Below are 17109 nucleotides of genomic sequence, written 5' to 3' on the forward strand. Positions count from 1 at the left end.
AATCTCAATAAAGACGTACTACTACAGCAACCTCAAGATCACCTCAAAATAGCAACAATTTTCGAAATGGAACCATCTCCGCTGAGTGGCTTCGCCAAGGCCGACAACCCTCCTAAATGAACTAAACAAAACTGCGCGGTTTGCATTAGTGAATATAAAATGAAATAGCTTTAGATCGTGTGCCGAAGGCACACCGGCCGAGTGGACGCCGATTCAGGCCGGAGGCCGTTCAGCTGCGGCTGTAGTACGAGCTATGGGGGCATAGACGAATGGTCGGGCGGGGCATTGCCGTCGTTGTGGAGGACGACGAAGACGTGAGGGGAATTCTGGAGGACGTACTCCGGCAATCAGGTTTTACCGTGCATGCGTCATCCTCCGGGGTCGAAGGTGTCGAGGCCGTCAGGGAGCACAACCCCGTCATCATTATCATCGATGTAGGTTTGCCTGATTTTGACGGGATTGAGGCCTGCAGGCGGATCCGCACCTTCAGCGACGCCTACCTCATCATCGTCACGGGAAGGGTTGAGGAGGCCGATGCCCTGATGGGATTCGAAGCCGGCGCCGACGACTACCTGACGAAACCGTTCCGTCCTCGCGAGCTGCGCGCCAGGATCACCGCCATGCTCCGACGGCCCCGGTCACTTAGCCCAAAGCCGTCGCTCATCTCCGCAGGCACCGGGTACCGGCCGCATCCCGAGCCTCTGACCGCGGCACCGCCAACCTCTCCTTCCGTTTCATCGGCCGGGTCGCAGCTCAATCCGCAGACCGAAGGGACCTCCAGCGGTTTCGAGCACAGAGGATTGACCCTCCATGAAGGATTCCGTGCAGCCGCAATCAACGGCGTGCCCGTTGACCTGACCAGGACACAGTTCGACCTTCTCCTGGTCCTGATGGAGAACGGACGGGTGGTCCAGACCAAAGCCGACCTGGTCCGCCGGCTGCGGAACAAACCCTTCAACACGGGCTCCCATGTCAGCACCAGCGAGGAACGCACAGTCGAGGTCCATCTAGGCAACCTGCGCAAGCGCCTCGGAGACAGCTCACGCTCTCCGCGCTGGGTGGAGACCGTCCGGGGCGTGGGCTACCGGCTGACCCCGTAACTATTCCGAAAGGGAATGAGGGGCGCTGGCCAGGTTTCTTCCTCAACCAGCTTCGGGACGAGCATGTCAAAGATCAAGAGTAATCAGCACAAACTTTTGCGCTCCTGCTGCGAATGATTTCGCAAATAGTGCGAAATCATTCGTGACGGTTTTTGTCATGGATCAGAAAAATATAATGATGACCATAACGTCGTATAGGAAGTTACTGGTGATGAAAACAAAGTCTCCGTCATACCGATATTTTGAAAAAAAGGAACGGCGAAGCCGCCGAATCAAGATTGCCTCGTACGTGCTGGTGGGGCTGCTCGCGATCACCACGGCTGTCGTCGTTTATTACGCGTTGACTAAATAGTCTGTCAAGCCCCGGGTTTGATGGAGACGTTTTTAGTTCGGATACGGCAGTAGTTCCGGTGCCGGGTGCCCGGCGTGGAGATGTTCGTATTCGGTAGGTTGAATGGCGGGTAGACCCAGCCGGCGAACGTGCGGACATACTTCATGCCGGCGACCCATAGCCGTTCCACCGCGCACTGCGCGGCCGGTATGTCCCGGCCGCGCAGCTCCCTGCAGATCCGCTCGACCCCGTGTTCGTCGCGGTGCTTGTCGACGAAGTCGCACATCACCTGGGCGGGCGGTCGAGCTCCGCCTGCTGGAACCAGGTCCGCAACGCTTCAGGATGCACTCCGAGCTGCTCTCCGATCCGGCCATAAGCTCCGGCCCTGGTCGCCGGATCCCTTCTTACCTCGACGGCCATCCGGTCCGCACGTCCACGCAACTCGATCGGGCACTTCCCTTTGTGCTGGCATGGGAATCATCCTTCCGGGCAATCAATGCCTCCATCAAACCCGGTGCGATTCACTATCGACTCGCAGCGACGAACGCCTTCGAGAACGCCCATCGCGGGTCGCTCACGCCGGAGCACATGTACGTCGGGATGCCTGCTGCACACGGCTGGTCTCGCGTCATCTCCCACCAAGCGAGGTTGGCAAGCGAATTCGCCTTGGCAAATGCGCCAACTGTCGCCACGTCGGCCAGTGTGAAGATTTCCCCCGCGATGTCGTTCGCACCAATCATCGGCGTGAGGCCGACCAGAGACAGCCGCTGTGCGCTGGTGAGGCTGGCATAAGCGGGTACGGTGGCCAGCTGGGCGGCCGTCGCATTCGCTGCGGAGATCGCGGCCGCGCCCATGGCGGTCGTCCCGTCGCCATAGTCCATCGCCATGACGTTGACGGCGGACAACGTCACTCCTGCAGCGGCAAACTCCCGGACCGTGCGCAGACCGCTCGCGACAAGACCGTAAGGCATGACCGGGAGGGTCAGAGAGACCTGCAGCGGATGACCGGCTGCGGCGCGCTGCGCTTGGAGAGCCGCGACCGCCGTGGCGCGACGCTGGTTGGAGGTTGAATCGGAGACGTCAGCGCCCTCAATGTCGAAGTCGATCCGGTCCAGGCCGAATCGGGTCACAACCTTCGTATACGCGTTCAGCAACGAAGCAGGGTTGGTACAGACACGGGCGAGCTCGTCGTTGATCGCTCCACCGAACGAAGCGATGAACCGCCCTCCACTGGCTTGGAAAGCGCTGATCCCAGCCAAGGAGTCACCCGTCGAGCCGATCGTATAGGCGGTGTACCCGGCCCAGGTCGGGCTGCAAGCACTGGACCTGTCAGCGACGATGAACGCCGCTGTCATGGCCTTGACGCCGGAAGCCGAAGAGAATGCCGACAAATCTGCGGTCGGCCACACTCCCATGTCCACGTAGGGGGCGACGAGGGTGTTACCGGCGCCCGGCGTCGGGGTGGGAGTCGGCGTCGGCGTGGACGTGGGAGTGGGCGTCGGAGTCGGGGTGGACGTCGGAGTGGGAGTCGGGGTGGACGTCGGAGTCGGCGTGGGAGTCGGAGTCGGCGTGGACGTGGGAGTGGGGGTCGGCGTGGACGTCGGAGCCGAACCATTAATGGAACACGGGATTGCTGGGGCCCCCGCTGGAAGACCGATCACGGTGCACGCCGTGGGGAACAATGCGGCGGTTCCGACCTTGAAGGAGGTCAAGCCGAACGATGTGGAGGTGCCGGCGGCCAGCGTCGTGGCCCAGGAGGGAGCCGCCACGGCGAAGCCACCCGCGGCGGGCGACAGGACTCCGTTCCACAGCGTGTTCACCTGATTGCCATACGCGAAGGAGATCTGCCATGGGTTGAGTTTGGTGGACGATGTATTGCGCACTCCAACCTCGGACTGGAATCCGGTTGTCCAGACATTGGTGTTGGTCCAGGTGACAGCGACACCACCCGAAACGGTGGCCGCCGATGCTGGCAGTGTGCTAACCGCTCCCACACCGATCATGAACAAGAAAGAAGTGATGAGAGCAACTGCCCGCGGGCGTTTAGTGATCATGCCGGTCATCGTATTGATTTCTTTCCCGGGGGGCTAGCTATTACTTAGATCGATTTGGAATGTGTCGGTTTTAATCCGCCCTTGACCTATAATTCTTCTGGCATGGGCGGCGAAAAGCCTCCGGCGCTCGTTTTATGCAGCCTGCGATGACAGAATGCATGTTTTTATTCTTGGTTGCATACTTCATCTGCGGGACATCTCGATGCCCGAATGCAGACGCTCGGAGTTAAGCCAATGGACATGTGCAAAGTTCTGGTCTCAACTTGCTGACATGATTTCCGCAGCAGGTTACAATGGCGGTCGATGACCGGGCAACAACAAGAAAGCTGGTCTATCTGGCAGAACCGCAATGCTCCGATAAGACTGGCTGTGTCTTGTGCACCGAGAGCCCTGTTAACCCGATTCACAGCGTGCAAGGCGGAGTTACTAAGCTCCCGCTCCTTCCTTAAAGGTGGAGAATGCACGCGATAAGGTCATGCTCACTTTCCAGCCTGTCCTTACTTTCCTTCAATCTCAGGCGATTCTTGCAAGTCCAAAACTGCCAATGTAGCGAGAGACGCTATCAATTCTCCTTTACGGTACCTTCGGCACATCGAAGCCTGTATTAGCTCTGATATTGCGGATTGGGTTCCGGGATGAGGCGTACGGTGTGTCCGAGCAGGCCAGGGTAGGTGACGTTGAGGCGAATCCAGCGCCACGGGTCCAACCGGGCTTATGAGGATGCCAGCGCCACTGTCCAGGTTCGGACTCCTGCATATTCGCCTTTGTAGAACAGCACGGGTTCGGCGTCATCGCGGGCGCTAAAGGCGCGTACCGCAGCGACGGCCAAGTGCCAGTCATTGTGTCCTTTCAAAGTCTGTGCACTCTGTTGCGCCTATGCTCCGGCGCTCACAATGCCGGAGTCTTAAGCCGTGCGGGCAGCGTCGGCTTCTGCCCAGCTGCCCGGACCAGAGGCGAAGGGGAATCCTGCCGGACGGCACGCGACTTCCGGACCACACACCGTTGAAGGACGTTCCGAACAACGGCGGCCAGGGGCACGTGGATTGGCTCCGCGCGGCCACTCCGGACCGCGAACCCACCCTAGCGGACCTAGCCCAGGGCCGCCTGCGCCGCGGATAGGTGGCGGGCACCCCGGACCCGATCGCAGACCGCCTGGCCGACTGGCAGGCGGCAGGCGCAGACGGCATCAACGTCATCAACTGGCGCCTGCCCGGCAGTTACCAGGAGTTCAATGAACAACTCTTGCCGACACTGCAGCGCCGCGCGGGCTGGCCAAGACGGAATATGCGGAAGGCACGCTGCGCCACAAGCTCTTCGGGCAGGACCGGATCAATGAACGCCACCCGGCCGCGCGCTACCGCGGCGCCTTCGGCGGCGTCACCGTCAACAACACCGACGATTGAGCGCTTGAAGGATCCGGAGGCGACGGCAGCGGGCTTGCTACGGCTCAACGGAACCGGGTCAAACGCCCTCGTGATGCCGGAATCAATGGGCCTCCCCCTAATGAAATGCGTGATCACCTGAAGCAGGAATCTACCGGGCTGGTGATTGCGTGTTGATGGGCATATGGCGGGCCTAACCTAATGTGGAGAAGTTGTGATTGAGTGGAGCATGGCTGCACTCATAGAGGACTATGCGTTGCTATCGGATCTTCAGACCGGGCCTCTTATATCCCGGGACGGCAGTGTGGACTGGCTCTGTTTCCCGCGTTTCGATTCGCCGTCCGTGTTCAGTGGAATTGTGGGCACCGATGAGCACGGCCGCTGGCTGTTGGCTCCCAGCGAATCAGGTGCTGTGGTTGTCGATCGACACTATCTTGACTCGACCTTCGTGCTCCAAACCATCTGGGAGACCGGTGGCGGAAGCGTCCTGGTTACCGATTTCATGCCGCTGGGGGATAACGGTTCTTCCCTTATCCGCCGGGTTACCGGTTTGGCTGGCAGCGTTGAGATGCATCAGGAACTTCGGATCCGCCCGGGATATTCAACGGTCGTGCCTTGGGTGAGTCGTGTCCGGGACAATGCGCCGACGGCGGCTCCGGTCCTGTTGGCCATGGCCGGTCCGGATGCTCTGGCGCTAAGAGGACCTCATCTTCCACAAGCCCATGCGCACGGGCACGAGGGAAAATTCCTCATTTCAAAGGGCGAGAAGGTGGATTTTGAACTAACGTGGTTCCCCTCCCACCGCCCCCTGCCAGCAGCGGTTGACGTTGATGCTGCTCTTGAAGAAGCCACTGAGTACTGGAGCCGCTGGGGAAGCCACTGCCGGCAAGACGGCGCCTATGGGAGCGCGGTGAAACGTTCGTTGTTAGTACTGCGGGCCCTGACGCATTTTGAAACCGGCGGCATTGTCGCAGCTCCCACGACGTCCCTCCCGGAGGATTTCGGCGGATCACGGAACTGGGACTACCGGTATTGCTGGTTGCGCGATGCGGCCCTGACACTGGAATCGATGCTGACCCACGGTTATGAAACGGAGGCGCTTCAGTGGCGCAACTGGCTCCTTCGGGCACTGGCCGGCAACCCCGAGCAAATTCAGATCATGTACGGGGTCGGGGGAGAACGGGAACTTCCTGAACGCGAGCTCAACCACCTCCCCGGATATGCGAACTCCAAGCCTGTTCGCATTGGAAATGCGGCCGCTTCACAGTTCCAGGCCGATGTTGTCGGCGAAGTGATGGTGGCATTGGAAAGACTGCGTATGGCCGGAGGTAAAGAAGACCATTTCTCCTGGGCCCTTCAGCGGGCCCTCTTGGGATTCGTCGAAAGACACTTCGATGACAAGGACTTCGGCCTTTGGGAAATGCGCGGCCAGGCACAGTACTTCACCCACTCACGAGTGATGATGTGGGCCGCCTTCAACAGCGGGATCCGGGCAGTGCGGATCCACGGACTATCCGGAGATATAACGAAGTGGGAGCATCTGCGTGGCCGGTTGCGCGAAGAGATAATGCGCGAGGGATTCGACCGGAGGATTAACTCCTTTACCCAGACCTACGGCGGAGGCCAAACCGACGCTGCGTTACTCGTCATTCCACAGGTCGGTTTTCTCCCCTACAACGATGAACACATGCTCGGCACAGTCGCACGGCTGGAAAAAGAACTCCTCACCGACGACGGTCTCTTGCTGCGCTATCGAACAGAGAGCGGCGTTGACGGCCTGGAACCGGGCGAACATCCTTTCCTCGCATGCTCTTTCTGGCTCGTGGAACAATATGCCCGCACAGGCCGTCAGGACGAGGCAACAATGCTCATGGACAAACTCGTCGGGTTTGCCAACGAGCTCGGCCTGCTCAGCGAAGAATACGCAACGAACGAACGACGGATGGCCGGCAACTTTCCCCAAGCATTCTCACACCTGACCCTGGTCAGAGCCGCCGACGCCATCCACGGCGTCGACCGCCTCAGCCTGGCCGTCAACACAGCAGTTTAATGGAACGGCTTCGGAGGAGGCGGTCGCGGCGGGTCAATTCGGTGCTTTTGCGCCGCTCCTACCGGGAGGGCGCGAAGGTCAAGCACGAGACCCTGGCGAACCTCGCGGCCCTGCCGGAACACGCGGTCGAATCGCTGCGGGCTCCCGGGCCGGCAAGACTCTCATCTAGCACTGGCGCCCCAGACCGTCACCGATCAACCACACACCGCCACCCACACAGCGTAGCCAGAACCCCACACACCAAAAACGCCGGAATCCCCGCCCATACGGGGATTCCGGCGTTTCAGCCTGCGTGACTTCGGCCCTAGTGGGTGTCGACTGCCGAGATTTCGGACTTGTCTTCGCCCCAGAGGGTGTGGAAGGTGCCTTCAGCGTCGACGCGGCCGTAGGTGTGCGCACCGAAGAGGTCACGCTGTCCCTGGATGACCGCCGCGGCGAGGCGCTTGCGGCGCAGTCCGTCGTAATAGGCCAGCGAGGAGGAGAACACCGGAACCGGGATGCCCAGCTGGACAGCCGTGGCCACCACGCGCCGCCATGCCGGCAGCGCACCGGCAATCGCCTTGGTGAAAGCCGGAGCGAACAGCAGGTTGGCCGGCTTCTCTTCGGCTGCGTAGGCGTTGGTGATTTCCTTCAGCAGCTCGGCACGGATGATGCAGCCACCGCGCCACAGCGAAGCGATTTCATCCAGCTTCAGGTCCCAGCCGTACTCCTTCGCAGCCGAGGTCAGCATGTCCAGGCCCTGGGCGTACGAAACGAGCTTGGAAGCGTACAGCGCCTGGCGGACGTCCTCGACGAAGTTCCCGGGAACCTCGACGGCGATTTCCTCACCCGCAAGCAGCTCCTGACCCAGCTTGCGCTGCTCCGCCTGGGAAGACAGGGCCCGGGCGAAGACCGACTCCGCAATGCCCGAAACCGGAGAACCGAGCTCCAGGGCGGAGATGACCGTCCAGCGCCCCGTACCCTTCTGCCCGGCAGCGTCCACGACGACATCCACGAACGGCTTGCCCGTCCTGGCATCAACGTGGCCCAGAACCTCCGCGGAAATTTCGATCAGGAACGACGCGAGTTCGCCCTTGTTCCACTCGGCAAAGATCCTGGACTGCTCAGCCGGCTCGATGCCCGCACCCGAGCGCAGGAGATCGAACGCTTCACCGATGACCTGCATGTCGGCGTACTCGATGCCGTTGTGAACCATCTTGACAAAGTGACCGGCACCATCAGTGCCGATCCACGCACAGCACGGCTTCCCGTCAACCTTGGCAGAGATCTTCTCCAGCAACGGACCCAGAGCATCGTAAGACTCCTTGGAACCACCGGGCATGATCGAGGGGCCGTTGAGCGCGCCCTCCTCGCCGCCGGAAACACCCACGCCCACGAAGTGCAGCTCCTTCTCAGCCAATGCTGCTTCCCGGCGACGGGTGTCCTCGAAATGCGAGTTACCGGCATCGATCACAATGTCACCAGGCTCCAGCAAAGGAACGAGCTGATCGATCACAGCGTCCACCGGCTTGCCGGCCTTCACCATGATCAGGACACGACGGGGCTTCTCCAAGGAATCAACGAGCTCCTGGAGGGTTTCCGTGCGGATGAAGTCACCATCCGTGCCGTGCTTAGCCAGCAGGGCGTCGGTCTTCTCAACGGAACGGTTGTGCAGAGCAACGGTGAAACCGTTGCGGGCCAAGTTGCGGGCCAGATTGGCGCCCATCACCGCGAGGCCGGTGACACCGATGTGTGCTGACATCAAAACTCCAAAGATAGTAGTTCTAGAGATTTCGGAAGAATCTCCCGTTGTAAATGCTGGAGCACGTCGCCGAAGACCTCGTCGGGGTCGAGGCGACGCAGTTCTTCGGCGAGGCAGTCCCGCAGGCTGCGGCGCGGGAGGGAGATCCGCTGGTCGGGCTGACCGGGCTGGGTCAACTCGGCGATGGACAGGCCGGAGCGGACCAGCTGGATGTCGCCACCGGGGCGGGTCAGCCGGACGCCGTGAATGCCGGTGCCGATACCGGCCGGGTCCGCGACGATGGTGACGGGGGCGTCCAGGGCCCGGTGGAGCCAGGCGGCGAGGAGGATGGTGCTGGGTGAATCGGAGGCGCCCTCGACCTCGATCGCCGTGACGGACCATGCATCTACTTGGTCCAGGGCGGCGGCGAGTTGGATGCGCCAGTTGCTCAGGCGTGTCCAGGCGAGGTCGGTGTCTCCTGCCCGGTAGGTTTCCCGGATCCGGGCCAGTGCTGCTGCGGGGTCGGGTTCGTTGGCGGAGTCGGTGATCCGGCGGTGCGCGATGCGTCCGATGGAGGTCTCGCAGGCGTTCTCGGGGGCGCCGTTCGGCCACCAGGCCACGATGGGTGCGTCGGGCAGGAGCAGGGCCGCGACGAGGGATTCGCTTTCCTTGGCGAGTTCCCCGTAGCCGCGCAGCACGATGACTTCCGAGGCCCCGGCGTCCCCGCCGACCCGGATCTGGGCGTCGAGGCGGGTCGGTGCCTGGGCGCCGGCGTCCGCGAGGACGATGATGCGGCAGGGGTGTTCGCGGCTGGCGTCGTTGGCTGCCTCGATGGCTTCTTCTTCCAGCCCGGATTTGGTGACCACTACCAGGGTCAGGACGCGTCCGAGGGCGATCACGCCTCCTTGCTCGCGCAGGGAGGTGATCTTCTTGGAGATCTTGGAGGTGGTGGTGTCCGGCAGGTCTACGATCATGGCCTTCTCCAGGTTCGTCCGTCGCGGGCAAGCAGCTCATCGGCCGAGGCCGGGCCCCAGCTGCCGGGAGCGTAGGGTTCGGGTTGTTCGTCCAGGGACGCCCAGTAGTCCTCGAACGGGTCAAGGATCTTCCAGGACTCCTCGACTTCGGCGTGCCGCGGGAACAGCGGGGGTTCGCCCAGGAGCACGTCCAGGATGAGCCGTTCGTACGCTTCGGGGCTGGACTCGGTGAAGGAGTGCCCGTAGCCGAAGTCCATGGTCACGTCGCGGACTTCCATCTGCGTGCCCGGGACCTTGGACCCGAACCGGATCGTGGCGCCCTCGTCGGGCTGGACCCGGATCACCACCGCGTTCTGACCGAAGTCATCCTCCCCGTGCCCGCGGAAGAGCAGGTTCGGTGCGCGTTTGAACACCACGGCGATCTCCGTGACCCGGCGCCCGAGGCGTTTACCGGCACGCAGGTAAAACGGTGCCCCGGCCCAGCGCCGGGTATGGATATCCAGGCGGATCGCGGCGAACGTTTCGGTCTTCGAATCGGCCGGGATGCCGTCCTCGTCCAAATACCCCTGGACCAGTTCCCCGCCTTGCCAGCCGCCGGTGAACTGGCCCCGGGCCGAGTGGGTGGACAGGTCCTCGGGCAGCCTGACCGCGGCCAGGACCTTTTCCTTCTCGGCCCGCAGGTCATCGGCGTTGAAGGAAATCGGCTCTTCCATGGCCGTCAACGCGAGCAACTGCAACAGGTGGTTCTGGATCACGTCCCGTGCCGCCCCGACGCCGTCGTAATACCCTGCACGGCCCCCCGTGCCGATGTCCTCGGCCATCGTGATCTGGACATGGTCCACATAGTTCGCGTTCCACAAAGGCTCGAAGAGCTGGTTCGCGAAACGCAGTGCCAGGATGTTCTGCACCGTTTCCTTGCCCAGGTAATGATCGATACGGAACACCGCGTCCGGCGGGAACACGGACTCCACAATATCGTTCAGCTGCCGGGCGGATTCCAGGTCATGACCGAAGGGCTTCTCGATCACCACCCGCCGCCACTGCCCGTCCCCGGCCTGGGCCAGACCGTGGCGGGAGAGCTGCCGGCAGACCTGCTCGAAGGCCTTGGGCGGAATCGAGAGATAGAACGCATGATTCCCCCGCGTTCCCCGGGTCTCATCCAGCTCATCCAGAGTCTCGGCAAGCCGCCTAAAAGCGTCGTCGTCGTCGAACTCCCCCCGCACGAAACGGATACCCTCGGCAAGCTGGCCCCACACCACCTCATCAAACGGCGTCCGGGAATACGCCCTGACGTTCGCCCTGACCTCGTTGGCGAAGTCCTCGCTACTCCAGTCGCGCCGGCCAAAACCGACCAACGCGAAACTCGGCGGCAACAGCCCCCGGTTGGCCAGGTCATACACGGCGGGCATGAGCTTCTTACGGGCAAGATCACCGGTGACCCCGAAAAACACCAACGACGACGGCCCGGCAATGCGGTTCAGACGGCGGTCACGCGGATCCCGGAGGGGGTTATGCCCGGACCTCACACCCGCATCAAGGTAACTAACAGACATTGTTGCCTTCTAACTTTTCGACGGTCAGTACAGCTGGCGACCGACCGTCACTAGAGGATTTGTGCGGCCGTTGACCGGCGGTCATGAGAGGACCTGCTCGCGGGTCTCACCAAAGGGAACCGCGGCGCTGAGCGCGAGCGTATATCGGCCAGGATGATGGCGGGTAACCAAGATTCCGGCAGACTGTTGGGGTAGCGCTACTTGCCGGAGCATGGCTTCTGCATCGTCGAGCAACTCGTAAAGCCGAGCAGGCTCTGTAACGAGGACTTCCAAATGCTCGGCGGTCTGACTACGCATGCTGAACAGCTTCCTTCCCAGGGATTAGGGTTCCCAAATATGCCACCCCGCATATGAGGGTGTGTTGTGTCTTAGATCGAATACAGCGTGATGGGGGCATCACGAACAAACAGATGGCGGCAGCCGGTGCCGTTCTCGATGACCCAGATCAGGTGGCCGTCGTCGGCACGGCCATCAATATAGGCGGCGTAGAGGAACGAACCGTTGGACCCGAATTCAACACAGTTGCCATACTGCAGGGAATTCCACCCGCGAACAGGCTGCTGGACAGAGAATCTGCGACTTCCCCCGGGCATTCCCAGGGTTTGTTGATTCGTCAGTTCCTCCGCCGGGCTTGTACTGCCCCGCGGTGATGTAGCTCCGTGGACAGCACAGCTCAGAACCTCCGAGGCTGCGGGTCCCTGAAGTTACAGGGGCTGCGCCTCGGAGGTGACGCCCGAGGGGTTAGACGATCGCGGCGCGCAGTGCCTTGGCTGCCAGGGCCGGGTCGGCTGCACCGTAGATCGCGCCACCGGCGACGGCGACATCAGCGCCGGCCTGCTGCACGGCGGCGATGGTGGACAGGTTCACGCCACCGGCCACGGAGAACGGAACACGCGCTTCGGCTCCGGCACTGAGCAGACCGTTCAGGTCGTAACCGGGCTGAGCCTGCTCGTCCAGGCCCGCGTGCATCTCGACGAACTTCGCACCCAGCGCACGGACTTCCTTCGCACGGCTAACCTTGTCGGCCACACCGATAAGGTCAACCACGATGCCCTTGTTGTGGGCCTTGGCTGCCTTGACCGCACCGGCAATGGTGGAGTCATCAGCGCTACCCAGCACCGTAACCAGGTCCGCGCCGGCCTTGAAAGCGATATCGGCTTCAAGCTCCCCCGCGTCCATGGTCTTCATGTCAGCGAAAACGATCTTGTCCGGGTGGGCTTCCTTCACAGCAGTGACGACAGCAAGCCCGGCAGCCTTGATCAACGGGGTACCCAACTCAATGATGTCCACGTACTCGGCAACCTTGCCGGCCAGTTCGAGAGCGTCTTCGGTCGTGAGGAGGTCCACGGCAACTTGGAGTTTCATGATGATTTTATCTTTCTGTAGGGAACTGCAGAGATGGTGATGGAAAAAACGGGGGCCCCGCTAAACCAGGGACCAGTAACCCGGGGCCAGCCAGACCGGGGCCGGTAACCCGGCGGGTTACCGGGGTTATACAGGGGGGGTTATTCGAGGTTGGCGTGCCTGAGCCACAGCTGTTCAGCCGGTTCGTCGGCGTTTTCCCACAGCGACTGGAACAAAGCCTCGGTAGCCAGGAACAACACCTGCTCGAACAGGGAACCGGAGTACTGGCGCGAAACACTCGAACCATGATCGGTCTTCTGCGCGGCAGGAATGATCACCAACGCGTCGGCCAGCCCGGCCAGCGGCGATTCCCGATTAGTGGTGAACGCGGCAATACGCGCCCCGGCCTTCGCCGCGGTCTCCGCGGACTTGACCACACCCGAGGTCGTTCCCGACCCCGAAGCCACCAAGAGCAGGTCCCCGGACGCGATTGCCGGAGTAGTGGTATCCCCGGCAATATGGACCGTCAAACCCAAATGCATCAGCCTCATCCCGGCCATGCGCAACACCAGACCACTCCGGCCCGCCCCGGCGACGAACACCCGGCCCGGCTGGCCAAGATGCCCCGCAAGACCAGCCAACTCCTGCACATCAATCTTGGCCGCCGTGTCCGCGATCTCATCCCTGACAAGCGCCAAATTACGCACAATATCACTCGTAGTGCTATACACCGCACGCGTCGCGTTAGCTGTCGGATTCACGATTTGGTCCCTTCGATTCGGCAAACGGCCATAAAGGCCGAATGGGTGCTTTCCGGTTGACATCCATGATCCAGAAGCAAAGGGGTGGGAGTAACGCTATTTTCTGACGGTTCTAACTACCCTTAAGGATTGGTGGGCGTCCCCGCTGCCCAGGCAAACTGTCCGGATAGGGACCAACTCACGCTGTGCCCTCAGCCGCCAGGTTGGGGGCACGGGCTCACCGGCACCACTAAACGGCCCGGTTCAACCGGAAAACACTCCCAAGTCTGTTCCGTGCAACCGGCACGCCACCAGAGCCCGCCCCGGCACATAATTCCATGCCCGATGCGGGGCGAAGCCTCTGGGTAATTGAAACCGTCAAACGTGGGTGAGGTGTCCCCAACAAAGTTGCAGTGGACGCATGCAGGTCACTCCGTGCTGGCTCCCGTGGAGAAATCCGTGATGACCACGGATGCACAGTATCTGTGACCCAATCCACACTGAAGGGGAAGCGTTGTAGATCCTGAATCTGAAACTTTCGGAGGCTTTTGTGAACGTCTCAATCCTATGTATCCGTGAACTTCGACTGGCCCTGAGTTAATTTGCGCCTGGCGTAGCCGCGGGTGACAGCACCGTTCATAGCACCCGTGTTGGGCTGGTTGCCCAACATCTGACAAATGGGTAGCTACGTAAGCCGCCGTCCTTACCAAACAAATGAAAGGAAGAAATCGTGACTACACAAGTTGCTAACGACAGCCTCCTCCTCCAGGACGCTCTTTCACATTTTCCTGCAGGCGTGGTCGCCCTGTCGGCGACGGTCGAGGGCGAACCGCAGGTTATGGTCGCCTCCTCATTCTCTGTCGGAGTTTCGTATGAACCGTCCTTGGTTTTGTTCTCCGTTCAGAAATCTTCGTCCACTTGGCCCAAGATCAAGGAAGCTCCCCTGATTGGCGTGTCAGTAATGGGTGAGGACCACAATCCTGTCTGTCGTCAACTCGCCTCACGTGATAAGTCGAAGCGGTTCAACGGAGTCGAGACTGTTTCCGGGGGCCTAGGCGACATCTACATATCCGGGTCTCCCCTGTGGCTTACGTGCTCGATTTACCAGGAAGTCGACGCCGGCGATCACATTCTCATCCTGCTGAAGATTGAAGATTTCCAGGCTCATAGCCTGCACATGCCGCTGGTGCTCCATCGTTCGATATTGGGCCGCTTGGACCGCTTGGACCGCGTTTAGCCCCCGAACGGAAGAACCATAAGTAGCCGTACCGGAAGACGACGAATCATGAATGGGTTCTCGCCGCCACCTGGATCATCGTGATCCTTGGACAAATCGAAGGGAGGTTGAGGTGAAAAAGCGCCCACCCGTCCACTGCAGCAAATGCGGCCAGCAGCTCGTATTGCACACTGCAGGCAACATCGCAGACTACCGGCATAACAGCATATGTCCGGCCATGATCGAGCTTAAGGAAGCAGCATGATCTACGACAAGCAGTGCACCGTCTGGGGGCGGTCGCTGCCGTCAAAGCATTGCACGTGATGAACGTACAAGCCACTGCGTCTGACCAAGTCCGACGCATTAAGCCTGCTGGTCAGCCCTCGAGGCGAGTCGTCGACTCGAAGACGAGCGTAAGACAGCTTGACATTCTGCTGACGTGGAGGGGTCGGGTGGGTCTCTTCAAGAAGTCTGCGCACGGTTCAACGGCGAGCACCCCATGGGAACTTCTCTCCGTAGCCCATGCGGGCAGTGGGTGGGCTACGGATGAGGGATTCCTGCAGTGCATCCAACTGCTCCATGTGGAAACCGGCCTCGCCGTTCGCGACATCCTCACGATTCAGCCTGGCCCCACTGTCGAGTTGGTCCACGGCTCGCAAAGCACCGACCACGTCATCTACGTGGTCGAAACCAACCACCGGCGGCTGGCCCTTGGACCCGAGTATTCGGTTCACAGATGGGTCAAGAAGTCGAGGATCGGACGATTCGATGGTGGCGCCGATTGGCTCGAACCTGTACTTATGGCCGCCGTTTCCAGGCCGTCGAAATCGCCTGAGTTGGTCCACGACACGGCCGGCAACAAAGCCTTGTTGGCCTGAATGGTCTCAGCCCCATCAAGCGAAACCCCAGACGCAAGTCCCGACGAATGAGTTAAGGAAACGAATGACACTCAAACAAGCAACCCTGCCCGTAGTGCGAGGGCGCACCAGGTCTATTCGCCTGATTCTGCTGTGTCAGGTCCTGACCTTGGCCGTCTGGTTCGCCTCGACTGCCGCGTTACCTAGCATCGCTGTCCATGAATCCATTTCTGAGACACAAATGGCGTTGATGACCAGTGTGCTGCAGGTAGGGTTCGTTATCGGTGCTCTGGTCAGTGCTTTTCTCAATGTGGCAGACAGATTTGACCCCCGGAATCTCTTTGCAGTGTCGGCGGCCGTGGCAGCACTGACTACGGCAGCCCTGCTTGTGGTGTCTCCTGTAGGAACCGAAGCGTTGATTCTCAGGGCCCTTACCGGAATATCCCTGGCAGGGATCTACCCCGTGGGTATGCGTATGGTGGCCAGTTGGGCGACCAATGACCTGGGAAAACTTGTCGGCCTACTGGTCGGAGCACTGACCATAGGATCTGCACTGCCCCATCTCTTCACCATCGGTGAAGCGTGGGACTGGAAACTTGTTTATGCCGTCTCATCAATCGCTGCCCTGTCGGCAGCAGGCCTGGTCAAACTTGTGAAGCTCGGACCAGCCTTCACTCGGGCGCAAAAGTTCGACCCAAACATCGCGAAAGCTGCTTGGCTCCAACGGCCAGTCCGTCTGGCCAACCTGGGGTATCTCGGCCATATGTGGGAACTGTACGCAATGTGGGCCTGGATCGGGCTGTTCTTCCGGGCATCCTTGGATGCAAGGGGAATGAACCAACCAGGACTTGCAGCCGCAGCCACCTTCATCGTCATTGCCGCGGGCGCTCTGGGGGCAATGATCGGGGGGCGTTTAGCCGACCGATTTGGTCGCACAGCTGTCACGATTTATTCCATGGCAATCAGTGGTGCATGCGCGCTGACGGTCGGATGGCTCTTTGGCGGGCCACCTCTGCTCATCCTCTTCGTGGCCGTAATCTGGGGCATCTCGATCATTGCGGATTCTGCCCAATTCTCGGCATGCGTCGTAGAACTCTCACCCCCCGAGTCAGTGGGCACCATGCTGACCATCCAAATCTGTATGGGCTTCGCACTAACCCTCGTCACGATCCAATCCATGGGCTTCGTTGTCAGCCATTTGGGATGGGGAATCGGATTCTCGATGCTCGCCCTAGGTCCGCTCTTTGGCTGCCTGGCCATGTGGCTGCTGAGGCGCGATCCAGCGTCGCATCTGCTTGCGGGCGGACGCAAATGATGCGTGATGATCCCATCACGCTGTATTCGATCTAAGACACACCACACCCCTATATGAGGGGTTGACACCTTTGGGAACCCTAATCCCTGGAAAGGAAGCTGTTCAGCATGCGTAGTCAGACCGCCGCGCATTTGGAAGTCCTCGTTACAGAGCCTGCTCGGCTTTACGAGTTGCTCGACGATGCAGAAGCCACGCTCCGGCAAGTAGCGCTGCCCCAACAGTCTGCCGGTATCCTGGTCACCCGCCATCATCCTGGCCGATACACGCTCGCGCTCAGCGCCACGGTTCCCTTTGGTGAGACCCGCGAGCAGATCCTCTCATGACCGTCGGCCAACGGCCGCACCGCGTGTATCAAGCTATAAGGCAACAATGTCTGTTAGTTACCTTGATGCGGGTGTGAGGTCCGGGCACAATCCGCTCCGACGGCCGAGACCGCCGGCTATCACCGGTGGCGGGCCCGTCCTCCCTGGTGC

The 17109-nt window shown here is 60.9% G+C and carries 20 protein-coding genes and 1 other annotated feature; of the genes, 9 read left to right on the forward strand and 11 right to left on the reverse strand.

The features are described from left to right. Positions 1–269: 269 nt before the first annotated feature. Positions 270–1100, forward strand: coding sequence for a response regulator transcription factor (locus tag ABD884_RS19285; RefSeq protein ID WP_345049913.1), 831 nt, complete (start codon positions 270–272; stop codon positions 1098–1100). Positions 1101–1456: 356 nt separating this feature from the next. Here the strand turns inward: ABD884_RS19285 and ABD884_RS19290 are convergent, their stop codons facing one another. The 4 genes from ABD884_RS19290 to ABD884_RS19305 form a co-directional block, all read right to left on the reverse strand. Next, the gene (locus tag ABD884_RS19290) at positions 1457–1717 is read right to left on the reverse strand and encodes a hypothetical protein (RefSeq protein WP_345049917.1); all 261 of its coding nucleotides are present in this window, start codon (positions 1715–1717) and stop codon (positions 1457–1459) included. Next, positions 1647–1759: a sequence feature (AL1L pseudoknot), on the reverse strand. Its footprint overlaps the gene before it by 71 nt. Then, a complete protein-coding gene (locus tag ABD884_RS19295; protein WP_345049920.1) occupies positions 1717–1872 on the reverse strand; it encodes a hypothetical protein in 156 nt (51 codons plus the stop codon). It overlaps the preceding feature by 43 nt. Before ABD884_RS19295 ends, ABD884_RS19290 begins: the two co-directional genes overlap by 1 nt. Positions 1873–1955: 83 nt before the next feature. After that, entirely contained in the window at positions 1956–3485 is a 1530-nt protein-coding gene (locus ABD884_RS19300) for a cellulose binding domain-containing protein (RefSeq protein ID WP_345049925.1), read from the reverse strand. A 712-nt stretch (positions 3486–4197) separates the two neighbouring features. Next, positions 4198–4338 (reverse strand): hypothetical protein, encoded by a 141-nt coding sequence (locus tag ABD884_RS19305; protein WP_345049929.1) that lies wholly within the window; start codon positions 4336–4338, stop codon positions 4198–4200. Between the two features lie 23 nt (positions 4339–4361). Between ABD884_RS19305 and ABD884_RS19310 the strand changes: the two genes are divergently transcribed. The 4 genes from ABD884_RS19310 to ABD884_RS19325 all read left to right on the forward strand — a co-directional run bounded on the left by ABD884_RS19310 (position 4362) and on the right by ABD884_RS19325 (position 7213). After that, complete coding sequence (locus ABD884_RS19310; protein ID WP_345049933.1) at positions 4362–4604, forward strand: hypothetical protein; 243 nt, start codon at positions 4362–4364, stop codon at positions 4602–4604. Next, a complete protein-coding gene (locus tag ABD884_RS19315) occupies positions 4605–5009 on the forward strand; it encodes a hypothetical protein (RefSeq protein WP_345049938.1) in 405 nt (134 codons plus the stop codon). It abuts the gene before it with no gap. Between the two features lie 87 nt (positions 5010–5096). Then, positions 5097–6917, forward strand: a complete 1821-nt coding sequence (locus tag ABD884_RS19320) for a glycoside hydrolase family 15 protein (protein ID WP_345049942.1) — start codon at positions 5097–5099, stop codon at positions 6915–6917. Then, positions 6917–7213, forward strand: coding sequence for a hypothetical protein (locus tag ABD884_RS19325; protein ID WP_345049944.1), 297 nt, complete (start codon positions 6917–6919; stop codon positions 7211–7213). Before ABD884_RS19320 ends, ABD884_RS19325 begins: the two co-directional genes overlap by 1 nt. 8 nt (positions 7214–7221) lie before the next feature. Here ABD884_RS19325 and gndA read toward each other — a convergent pair whose 3' ends face one another. From gndA to hxlB, 7 genes are all read right to left on the reverse strand, one after another. Beyond that, the gene (gene gndA / locus ABD884_RS19330) at positions 7222–8658 is read right to left on the reverse strand and encodes an NADP-dependent phosphogluconate dehydrogenase (RefSeq protein ID WP_345040389.1); all 1437 of its coding nucleotides are present in this window, start codon (positions 8656–8658) and stop codon (positions 7222–7224) included. Further along, positions 8658–9611 (reverse strand): glucose-6-phosphate dehydrogenase assembly protein OpcA, encoded by a 954-nt coding sequence (locus tag ABD884_RS19335; RefSeq protein ID WP_345049947.1) that lies wholly within the window; start codon positions 9609–9611, stop codon positions 8658–8660. The genes gndA and ABD884_RS19335 overlap by 1 nt, the downstream gene beginning before the upstream one ends. Beyond that, positions 9608–11164 carry a glucose-6-phosphate dehydrogenase gene (zwf, locus tag ABD884_RS19340; RefSeq protein WP_345049949.1) on the reverse strand — a complete coding sequence of 519 codons (1557 nt, stop codon included), beginning with the start codon at positions 11162–11164 and terminating at the stop codon, positions 9608–9610. Before zwf ends, ABD884_RS19335 begins: the two co-directional genes overlap by 4 nt. 81 nt (positions 11165–11245) lie before the next feature. Beyond that, positions 11246–11461 (reverse strand): hypothetical protein, encoded by a 216-nt coding sequence (locus tag ABD884_RS19345; RefSeq protein ID WP_345049951.1) that lies wholly within the window; start codon positions 11459–11461, stop codon positions 11246–11248. Between the two features lie 71 nt (positions 11462–11532). Further along, complete coding sequence (locus ABD884_RS19350) at positions 11533–11757, reverse strand: hypothetical protein (RefSeq protein WP_345049952.1); 225 nt, start codon at positions 11755–11757, stop codon at positions 11533–11535. A gap of 148 nt (positions 11758–11905) precedes the next feature. Continuing rightward, a complete protein-coding gene (hxlA, locus tag ABD884_RS19355; RefSeq protein WP_345033371.1) occupies positions 11906–12529 on the reverse strand; it encodes a 3-hexulose-6-phosphate synthase in 624 nt (207 codons plus the stop codon). Positions 12530–12669: 140 nt separating this feature from the next. Next, positions 12670–13269: a 6-phospho-3-hexuloisomerase gene (gene hxlB / locus ABD884_RS19360; protein ID WP_345049957.1), complete on the reverse strand. Its 600-nt coding sequence runs from the start codon at positions 13267–13269 to the stop codon at positions 12670–12672. Positions 13270–13978: 709 nt separating this feature from the next. Here hxlB and ABD884_RS19365 point away from each other — a divergent pair. The 4 genes from ABD884_RS19365 (at position 13979) to ABD884_RS19380 (ending at position 16959) form a co-directional block, all read left to right on the forward strand. Beyond that, positions 13979–14485, forward strand: a complete 507-nt coding sequence (locus ABD884_RS19365) for a flavin reductase family protein (protein WP_028266014.1) — start codon at positions 13979–13981, stop codon at positions 14483–14485. A gap of 302 nt (positions 14486–14787) precedes the next feature. Then, positions 14788–15342, forward strand: coding sequence for a hypothetical protein (locus tag ABD884_RS19370; protein WP_345049966.1), 555 nt, complete (start codon positions 14788–14790; stop codon positions 15340–15342). A gap of 64 nt (positions 15343–15406) precedes the next feature. Then, positions 15407–16636 (forward strand): MFS transporter, encoded by a 1230-nt coding sequence (locus ABD884_RS19375; protein WP_345049971.1) that lies wholly within the window; start codon positions 15407–15409, stop codon positions 16634–16636. A gap of 107 nt (positions 16637–16743) precedes the next feature. Then, entirely contained in the window at positions 16744–16959 is a 216-nt protein-coding gene (locus ABD884_RS19380) for a hypothetical protein (protein ID WP_345049976.1), read from the forward strand. Positions 16960–17109 lie beyond the last annotated feature (150 nt).

It is taken from the genome of Arthrobacter methylotrophus (assembly GCF_039539965.1).
In the GTDB taxonomy this organism is placed as follows: domain Bacteria; phylum Actinomycetota; class Actinomycetes; order Actinomycetales; family Micrococcaceae; genus Arthrobacter; species Arthrobacter methylotrophus.

What these genes read in the sequence shown, in the direction of transcription:
- ABD884_RS19285 (WP_345049913.1), top strand. Translation starts at nt 270, where the DNA reads ATGGTCGGGCGGGGCATTGCCGTCGTTGTGGAGGACGACGAAGACGTG.
- ABD884_RS19290 (WP_345049917.1), bottom strand. Translation starts at nt 1,717, where the DNA reads ATGTGCGACTTCGTCGACAAGCACCGCGACGAACACGGGGTCGAGCGG.
- ABD884_RS19300 (WP_345049925.1), bottom strand. Translation starts at nt 3,485, where the DNA reads ATGATCACTAAACGCCCGCGGGCAGTTGCTCTCATCACTTCTTTCTTG.
- ABD884_RS19310 (WP_345049933.1), top strand. Translation starts at nt 4,362, where the DNA reads ATGCTCCGGCGCTCACAATGCCGGAGTCTTAAGCCGTGCGGGCAGCGT.
- ABD884_RS19320 (WP_345049942.1), top strand. Translation starts at nt 5,097, where the DNA reads ATGGCTGCACTCATAGAGGACTATGCGTTGCTATCGGATCTTCAGACC.
- ABD884_RS19325 (WP_345049944.1), top strand. Translation starts at nt 6,917, where the DNA reads ATGGAACGGCTTCGGAGGAGGCGGTCGCGGCGGGTCAATTCGGTGCTT.
- gndA (WP_345040389.1), bottom strand. Translation starts at nt 8,658, where the DNA reads ATGTCAGCACACATCGGTGTCACCGGCCTCGCGGTGATGGGCGCCAAT.
- ABD884_RS19335 (WP_345049947.1), bottom strand. Translation starts at nt 9,611, where the DNA reads ATGATCGTAGACCTGCCGGACACCACCACCTCCAAGATCTCCAAGAAG.
- zwf (WP_345049949.1), bottom strand. Translation starts at nt 11,164, where the DNA reads ATGTCTGTTAGTTACCTTGATGCGGGTGTGAGGTCCGGGCATAACCCC.
- ABD884_RS19345 (WP_345049951.1), bottom strand. Translation starts at nt 11,461, where the DNA reads ATGCGTAGTCAGACCGCCGAGCATTTGGAAGTCCTCGTTACAGAGCCT.
- ABD884_RS19350 (WP_345049952.1), bottom strand. Translation starts at nt 11,757, where the DNA reads ATGCCCGGGGGAAGTCGCAGATTCTCTGTCCAGCAGCCTGTTCGCGGG.
- hxlA (WP_345033371.1), bottom strand. Translation starts at nt 12,529, where the DNA reads ATGAAACTCCAAGTTGCCGTGGACCTCCTCACGACCGAAGACGCTCTC.
- ABD884_RS19370 (WP_345049966.1), top strand. Translation starts at nt 14,788, where the DNA reads ATGAACGTACAAGCCACTGCGTCTGACCAAGTCCGACGCATTAAGCCT.
- ABD884_RS19375 (WP_345049971.1), top strand. Translation starts at nt 15,407, where the DNA reads ATGACACTCAAACAAGCAACCCTGCCCGTAGTGCGAGGGCGCACCAGG.
- ABD884_RS19380 (WP_345049976.1), top strand. Translation starts at nt 16,744, where the DNA reads ATGCGTAGTCAGACCGCCGCGCATTTGGAAGTCCTCGTTACAGAGCCT.